8 protein-coding genes are annotated in these 7,754 nt (G+C 40.0%); all 8 read left to right on the forward strand.

Translation table 11 applies throughout. From position 1 onward, the window contains the following. Positions 1-6: 6 nt before the first annotated feature. The 8 genes from IEW76_RS11750 to IEW76_RS11785 all read left to right on the forward strand — a co-directional run bounded on the left by IEW76_RS11750 (position 7) and on the right by IEW76_RS11785 (position 7,524). Positions 7-981 carry a quinone oxidoreductase family protein gene (locus IEW76_RS11750; protein ID WP_188654044.1) on the forward strand — a complete coding sequence of 325 codons (975 nt, stop codon included), beginning with the start codon at positions 7-9 and terminating at the stop codon, positions 979-981. 47 nt (positions 982-1,028) lie between these two features. Further along, the gene (locus IEW76_RS11755; RefSeq protein ID WP_188654046.1) at positions 1,029-2,690 is read left to right on the forward strand and encodes a long-chain fatty acid--CoA ligase; all 1,662 of its coding nucleotides are present in this window, start codon (positions 1,029-1,031) and stop codon (positions 2,688-2,690) included. Positions 2,691-2,933: 243 nt separating this feature from the next. Then, positions 2,934-3,371 carry a cell wall hydrolase gene (locus tag IEW76_RS11760; protein ID WP_188654048.1) on the forward strand — a complete coding sequence of 146 codons (438 nt, stop codon included), beginning with the start codon at positions 2,934-2,936 and terminating at the stop codon, positions 3,369-3,371. A 145-nt stretch (positions 3,372-3,516) separates the two neighbouring features. Further along, on the forward strand, positions 3,517-4,197 hold the full coding sequence (locus IEW76_RS11765) for a toxoflavin lyase-like VOC family protein (RefSeq protein ID WP_229721218.1): 681 nt from the start codon (positions 3,517-3,519) through the stop codon (positions 4,195-4,197). A 182-nt stretch (positions 4,198-4,379) separates the two neighbouring features. Then, complete coding sequence (locus tag IEW76_RS11770) at positions 4,380-4,838, forward strand: NUDIX hydrolase (protein ID WP_188654051.1); 459 nt, start codon at positions 4,380-4,382, stop codon at positions 4,836-4,838. A 99-nt stretch (positions 4,839-4,937) separates the two neighbouring features. Then, entirely contained in the window at positions 4,938-5,711 is a 774-nt protein-coding gene (locus IEW76_RS11775) for a class I SAM-dependent methyltransferase (RefSeq protein WP_188654053.1), read from the forward strand. Positions 5,712-5,741: 30 nt separating this feature from the next. Continuing rightward, positions 5,742-6,512: a class I SAM-dependent methyltransferase gene (locus IEW76_RS11780; RefSeq protein WP_188654055.1), complete on the forward strand. Its 771-nt coding sequence runs from the start codon at positions 5,742-5,744 to the stop codon at positions 6,510-6,512. Between the two features lie 196 nt (positions 6,513-6,708). Continuing rightward, positions 6,709-7,524, forward strand: coding sequence for an alpha/beta fold hydrolase (locus IEW76_RS11785; protein WP_188654057.1), 816 nt, complete (start codon positions 6,709-6,711; stop codon positions 7,522-7,524). The last annotated feature ends 230 nt before the right edge of the window (positions 7,525-7,754 follow it).

Genomic DNA, 7,754 nt, shown 5'->3' on the forward strand with positions numbered 1-7,754 from the left:
AGTTTTATGAAAGCTGTTCAGTTTGAGAACTATGGAGGACCAGAAGTGTTAGAAATCAAAGATCTAAATAATCCTAGTCCATCTGAAGGGGAGGTGCTTCTTAAAGTTGAGGCTATTGGGGTGAATTATGCAGATACGGCTCGCCGAGAGGGAGCATATGTTGTTCCAACTCCACTGCCTTTTATCCCTGGTGCGGAAGTTGCTGGAGTCGTTGAGGAGATTGGAGAAGGTGTTTCAAACGTACAAAAGGGAGACCGAGTCGTTACGCTCATTGAGAAAGGGGGATATGCTGAATACGCTGTGGCTAATGCTCAGATGTTAATTCCAATACCAGAAGGCGTAACACCTGAAACAGCTGTTGCTCTCCCTCTTCAAGGCTTGACCGCTTATCATATTTTAAAAACGATGGGACGGCTTGAAACAGGAGAAACAGTTCTTGTTCACGCAGCCGCTGGTGGTGTTGGATCTCTTGCTGTACAATTGGCTAAAACATTCGGAGCAGGTAAGGTTATTGCTACCGCTAGTACAGAAGAGAAGTTAGAACTTGCCAAGTCACTCGGGGCAGATGCGATTGTGAATTACACGGAAGATAACTGGCGAGAGAAGGTAATAGAAGCAAACGGCGGAAAGGGAGTTGATGTTGCATTAGAGATGGCAGGTGGCGAGATCTTCCATGAAACGGTTAAGTGCATGCGCTCATTTGGACGTGTCGTGGTGTATGGTGTCGCGAGTGGAAACCCAGCTCAAATGTATCCTTCAGGTTTAATGAACCGGAACTTATCAGTTGTCGGCTTCTTTTTACCACAAATTATGAAAAAACCTAAATTATTCAGTTCAAGCCTTCAGGAACTTTTAGCTCTTGTTCAAAAGGATGAGCTGAAACTTACAATTGGGGGAGTCTATCCTCTTGCTGAAGCAGCAAACGTACATGAATTACTTCAGAGCAGAAAAACGAAAGGGAAGCTAGTGCTTGTACCATAACGTAGGTTAACTACTATACCTAAGAGTGGAAAGGGGAATGGCGATTTATGTTTACGAATCATCTTCAGTACTACCCGAATCGTGTAACGAAAAGTCTGTCTGTACCACAAACGACACTCTATCATAATTTGGAGGTGGCAGCAGCACGTTTTCCTGATCATCCAGCAATGCTTTATTACGGAAGTGAGATTTCCTATCGAACGTTTAAAGAAGAAGCAGGGGCACTTGCTGGTTATTTGCAGCACAAGCTAAATGTTGAAAAAGGAGAACCTGTTCTGATCTTTATGCAGAACTCTCCTCAATATGCAGTAAGCTTCTATGGTATTAATCGTGCGGATGCCCTTGTCGTCCCGATTAATCCCATGCTCACGTCGGAGGAGCTTGCCTTTTTCATTCAAGATAGTCAAATTAAGAACGCGATCGTTGGACAAGAGTTGTACGATCGAGTACAACCTCTCTTAAAATCGACTTCTCTTGAGTCCATTGTGGTAGCTTCCTACAGTGATTATCTGCCTGCAGAGCATATGGAAGATCTCCCGCCTGAAGTGCTTGCGCCACGTCAATCTTTCCATCACGCCGGAACGTATTATTGGAAAGATGCCCTGGCAGCTGGTCTTTCACCTAAGCCAGCTGAAGCAGGTCCTGATGACTTATGTGTTATGCCATATACTTCTGGTACTACAGGAAAACCGAAAGGGTGTATGCATACAAATTCAACTGTTCAAGCGAATGCAGTATCTGCTTACAACTGGGTAAGCATTACAATGGATAGTGTGCACCTTACTACCTTACCTCTGTTCCATGTAACGGGGATGCTTCATAGTCTTCACGCTCCAGTATATGGCGGATGTACAATGGTCATAGTAACTCGCTGGGACAGAGAGATGGCAGCTAAAATGATTGAGGAAAATCAAGTGACACACTGGGTTATGATCAGTACGATGCTGATTGATTTTCTTTCAAACCCTACTCTTTCTTCATATGACATCTCAAGTCTGCAAGTACTAGCAGGTGGTGGAGCTGCATTGCCTGAGGCTGTTGGTAACAAGCTATATGAGATGACGGGGCTTAAGTTTATTGAAGGATATGGTTTATCAGAAACGATATCCCATACTCACTTCAATCCACCTGATCGTCCGAAACTTCAGTGCCTTGGTGTTCCTTCATTCGATGTCGATGCACGTATTATTGATCCTGCTACTCAACTAGAGCTTGGAGTAAATGAGACAGGGGAAATTGTTGTAAATGGCCCTCAAGTCTTTGTAGGGTATTACAATGAATCTGATAATGAAGGGTCATTTCTTGATATTGACGGGAAAACATTTTTCCGTACAGGGGATATAGGAAGAGTGGACGAGGAAGGATACTTCTTTATTGTTGATCGGGTTAAGAGGATGATCAATGCTTCAGGGTACAAAGTGTGGCCTACAGAAGTGGAGTCACTACTTTATAATCATCCTTCCATACAGCAAGCATGTGTTGTTGGAGTTCCTGATCCACGACGGGGTGAAACAGTAAAAGCCTTCGTGATTTTAAATGAGGAGGCAAAAGGCACAGTAGCTGAGGAAGAGATCATTGAATGGGCGAAAGAACACATGGCTGCCTATAAGTATCCTAGGCTCGTAGAGTTTCGCGATTCCCTTCCGACAACAAGTTCCGGGAAGATTCTGTGGAGGAAGTTGCAGGAGGAAGAGAAAAGTCAGGTGTAATGAAGAACTGAATGTCTTTGCAGGGCGAAATCAAGTAGATTTTGCCCTGTTTTTTATTGGGGCATGAACGAAAAGGTCTTAAGGGAAAAAATTTCATGATTTCTCTATATTTACTCCTTACCTGAAGAGTAAATAGAAAATGAATAATAGGATAAGCAGCTCTTACATACTTATAAATATTGGGTTTTCACAAGTAGTTAGACAACGAAAGAAATTTTGCATACAAAATTGTGAGGTGAAAGTATGCCGAGAGTGAAATATACAGATTCAGACGTTGCTTTAATGGCGAGGATGATGAGAGCAGAAGCGGTTAGTGAAGGAAAACAAGGAATGTTGTATGTCGGTAATGTTATTGTAAACCGAACTGCATCAGATTGTTTAGATTTTAAAGATCTCAGAACCATTTCTGATGTTATTTATCAAGTTCAAGGAGGAAATTACTCATTTGAAGCTGTACAAAAGGGGAATCTGTTTTACAACAGAGCTAGATCGGCTGAAAAACGATTAGCAGAGAAGAATTTAAAATTCTGGAGACAGTTCCCTGCAAAGTACTCCCTTTGGTACTTCAACCCATCAGGTGCATGTCCTCCCACATGGTTCGGTCAGCCTTTTGCAGGACAATATAAGAATCATTGCTATTATGAACCGCAGGCGAATACGTGCGCTAGCGTTTATCGCTAAACTTAAGTTGCGCCCATCCTTACAGTAAGGATGGAGCGTTTTTTTAATATAAGTAAATGTTATACCTAACTATTACAATCTGGTATTATTTTAATCTATTATGTTCAATTATAATAATTATAAATACTTGTGAAGGTAGGTAAGCATGATGGATATTAAAAAAGTTAGCTTAAAAACAAATCACATCAAAGCTTTAAAAAATTTCTATTCAACTGTACTAGGTATGAAAGTTATAAAAGAAGATGAAAAAAATCTTCAGCTTGCCGTAGGCTCTAGTTTATTAGAGTTTTCTTCAACGAATGTAAAAGGAAATCCATATTATCACTTTGCATTTAATATTCCTTCTAACAAATTTAACGAAGCAAAAAGCTGGGTAGAATCAAGAGTTCAATTGAACACGGAAGATGGGGAAGATGAAGTAGATTTTTCAGACCTTCCTGCTCATTCTTTATATTTCTATGACCCTGCAGGAAATATTGTTGAGTTCATTGCTAGACATTCTATATCAAAAGATAGTGACGATCCATTTTCCTCGCAAAGCCTTTTGAAGATCAGTGAGATCAGCGTAACCGTTCAAGATGCTCAAAGTGCGGGAGAGAAATTAAGTCGTATCGGTATCCTAGAACGAGACCAGGAACCGATTGACGGTTCTGCTCTTAATTTTATGGGGAGAAGAGAGGATGGGAATTCTTTATTGTTAATCGAACCAGGAAGACGGTGGATCTTCTCAGACAAACAAGCGGAAGTTTACCCTTTAGAGATACTCCTCGACACAGGTGACCGAATTATAGTTAATGATCAACATGAATTAGTCGTTAACTCATAAGAAGTGACGTACTCTCTCAGGGTACGTCTGTTGTTTTAGAATTTTAATTGAATACAGTCCATTCATTTGGAATAATGTGGAGTGTGTAATTGTTCGTAGAAAACATGAAGAAGATAATAGGATCCATCCAGCTGGTTATAGAATTGGTTGAAAAGCTAAAAAACAGTAGAGGGGAATAGGTGTTGGGATATATAAAAGATTTAAGAAAAGAGGTAGGAACAAGGCCTCTTCTTATGCCGGGCTCATGTGTATTGCTATTTAATAAACAAGGAGAATTATTGTTACAGTTGAGGAAAGACAATCAGTGCTGGGGACTTCCTGGAGGATCTATGGAGTTAGGGGAGAACTTAGAAGAAGTGGCCTATAGAGAACTGGAGGAAGAAACAGGGTTAAAAGCCAAAGATCTAAAATTACTAAGAGTGTATTCTGGTGAAGAATTCTATTACAAACTGCCCAACGGGGATGAAGTGTATAACGTGACAGCAGCTTATTTATGCAACGATTATAGTGGCACATTGCAAAAACAAGAAGAGGAAGTAGCGGACTTACAATTCTTCTCTCCCTTTAGCCTCCCTTCTTCACTTAATCCTCCTGATGCGCCTGTTATAAAAAACGCCTTAGTAAATCAAGAAGATACATAATCGTAATACTATGGTAAACGTCCTGTAGGAATGAGTACTCTAATGCTCCCTTTCGTTTTATGTCTTTACAATCTGTTAGTTTAATAATTGGAGAGATCTATGGAAAACCTTGATAAAATATATAATTTAGAAGAATATGATGATCCGGCTCGTTATGATGGACAGAATAATGCGAATAAGCGTGATATTCCTCTTCTGTTGAAGTGGGCGAAGAAACAAGATGGTCCTATTATTGATCTGGCTTGTGGCACAGGTCGAGCAACGTTCCCCTTAGCGCGTGCGGGATATGATGTGACTGGTATAGACGTACATCAGGGCATGTTAGAGGAAGCAAAACGAAAAACAAGAGCAGGGGACACTATTAACTGGATCCTAGAAGACTGTGCAGATTTGAACCTCCATAAGAAAGTGGATTTCATCTTTACTGTTGGAAATTCATTTCAACATTTTCTCACCAATGACTCTCAGGATGGGTTGCTGGCATCCGTTAGGCGCCACCTGAAAGAGAATGGTGTGTTTATATTTGGTACTCGCTTTCCGAATGCCTATGAACTCTTAAGTGAACCGGAAGAGGTATTTGAGCATTCTTACAAGGATGAAGAAACGGGGGTTTTAGTCGATGTTTATCACTCTAGTCAATATGACGCTTTAAGTCAGGTACAGTATAATACCACAACACGGCGATACAAGAATGAATTTGATGAGATGATAAACGAAGAAAAATCTCACATAGCCCTCCGATTTGTTTTTCCGAAAGAAATGAAGAGACTTCTAGAGAAGCATGGACTATCTATTCTTCATATATATGGGGATTGGGAAGAAGGTCCGCTTACCTCTACTAGCAAAGAGATGATTTATGTATGCCGAAAATAATAATTTCATAAAGGAAGAAGGAACACCGAAATGAATCTATCAGAACATAACCGGAAAGCTTGGAACAAAAAAGTAGAGGCTGAATCAAGGTATACGAAAGCTGTAGATTCAGAAATTATCGAGCAAAGTAGACTTGGAAATTGGGAGATCTGTGTCACGACAGAGAAACCAGTGCCTCGTCAATGGTTTCCGGAATCGTTAGAAGGGAATAAGGTATTATGTCTTGCTTCAGGAGGTGGACAACAAGGGCCTATCTTAGCGGCAGCAGGTGCTGATGTAACCGTTCTAGATATTTCAGATAAGCAGCTTGAGCAGGACAAACTTGTTGCAGAGAGTGAAGGTTTAAAGATTAAGGCCGTTCAGGGAGATATGTCTGACTTGAGTGCCTTTATGGATCAAACATTTGATATCATTGTCCATCCTGTTTCCAATCTATTTGTTGATGATATTCGCCCGGTATGGAAAGAAGCATATCGTGTTCTGAGGGATGGTGGTAGCTTGATCTCTGGATTTACGAACCCTCTACTATGGTTATTTGATGAATTGAAAGAAGAGCAAGGTGTTTTGGATGTAAAATATGCCGTTCCATCTTCCACGCTTGATCATCTTGATCCGGAAGAAGTAAAGGCCTATGTTGAGTCAGGGGATACGATTGAGTATGCTCATTCTTTAGAAGACCAAATTCAAGGCCAAATTGATGCAGGGTTTGTTATTGCTGGATTTTACGAAGATGACTTTGGAGGAGAGAGATTGATCGATCAGTATATACGTACATTCATAGCTACTCGGGCGATCAGATAGATAGGTAGATTACTTGCTGTTATTAGGGAGCTAATTGTAAAATTTCTCTTCTAGTGGATAATCCTTTTTCTAATTTCAATTGCCTAGAGAGCAAATGATCTGATACTGTATCTTTAAGGATAAAAAAATCTCAGATTGAATGGATTTTTACGATCACCACAACTAGTTATAAAGCATATGAGGAAGGATTGTCGTTTTGTTAGAACATAAAGTATTGGGCCAAGACAGTAGTAAGGAATATGTTGTTCTTTTACACGGGATTGGAGGAAATTCAAGTATCTTCTTCCCGCAAATTAAGGAGTTTAGAAAGAATTTTAATATCATTGCTATTAATCTACCAGGACATAAGAATTCACCAAGTGTCGATCGTTATAATGAAGATTTTTCGTTTGAATTAGCTTCAAAAGAAGTTCTAAGAGTATTGGATTATTTGAGTATAGATAAAGCTCATTTTGTCGGAATATCCTTAGGTTCGGTGCTCATACACAACATTATGTCTATTGCTCCAGAACGGATAGAAACAGTTGTACTTGGAGGTGCAATTACAAGAATAAATCCTTTATCAAGAGTCTTACTTACTCTTGGAGGGATGTTAAAAAACATGGCACCTCATATGTGGATTTACTCTTTATTTGCTTATATATTAATGCCTAAGAATAGTCATAAATCTTCTAGAGACGCTTTTATCAAAGAAGCTACAGAAATGGAACGAAAAGAGTTCCTCGGTTGGTATAGAATCCTCCACACGGTGGAACGAACATTTGAGAATGTTAAAGAAGTAGCCTCTCATATTCCTAAACTTTATTTAACTGGTGCAGAGGATCATATGTTTAAGAGGTATATTAGGGAAGATGCTAAAGAGGCAGGGAACTCGACATTACTTCTTATTCCTGGTAGCGGACATGTAGTAAATATTGATAAACCTAAAGAGTTTAACCACTGCGTTCTTTCTTTCTTGAAGGAAAAAGGGGACATCCAAGACCATGAGTTAAGGGGTAGCTCTCTTACTTAAGTCAAAGGAAGCTGGTAGCGATTTTTATTCCTCTTGTACACCTATTGAAACATCAGAATATGGACTAGGTATTAAAGGATTATTAAGGTTTTCTTAATAATCCTTTTTTGGTGTGCCCGGCATGGACGTAAGCTTTAGGGTTAAAGTCCCGAACGGTGAAGGTCGTTGTAGCCGTTAGCCAAAGACAAGGGTGTCTGGGGCGACCCAGAATCTAAAGGAAGTCGGAGGCA

The sequence above is a fragment of the Pontibacillus salipaludis genome, assembly GCF_014642405.1.
GTDB classification, from domain to species: Bacteria; Bacillota; Bacilli; order Bacillales; family BH030062; genus Pontibacillus; species Pontibacillus salipaludis.

What these genes read in the sequence shown, in the direction of transcription:
- IEW76_RS11775 (WP_188654053.1), top strand. Translation starts at nt 4,938, where the DNA reads ATGGAAAACCTTGATAAAATATATAATTTAGAAGAATATGATGATCCG.
- IEW76_RS11780 (WP_188654055.1), top strand. Translation starts at nt 5,742, where the DNA reads ATGAATCTATCAGAACATAACCGGAAAGCTTGGAACAAAAAAGTAGAG.
- IEW76_RS11765 (WP_229721218.1), top strand. Translation starts at nt 3,517, where the DNA reads ATGATGGATATTAAAAAAGTTAGCTTAAAAACAAATCACATCAAAGCT.
- IEW76_RS11755 (WP_188654046.1), top strand. Translation starts at nt 1,029, where the DNA reads ATGTTTACGAATCATCTTCAGTACTACCCGAATCGTGTAACGAAAAGT.
- IEW76_RS11750 (WP_188654044.1), top strand. Translation starts at nt 7, where the DNA reads ATGAAAGCTGTTCAGTTTGAGAACTATGGAGGACCAGAAGTGTTAGAA.
- IEW76_RS11760 (WP_188654048.1), top strand. Translation starts at nt 2,934, where the DNA reads ATGCCGAGAGTGAAATATACAGATTCAGACGTTGCTTTAATGGCGAGG.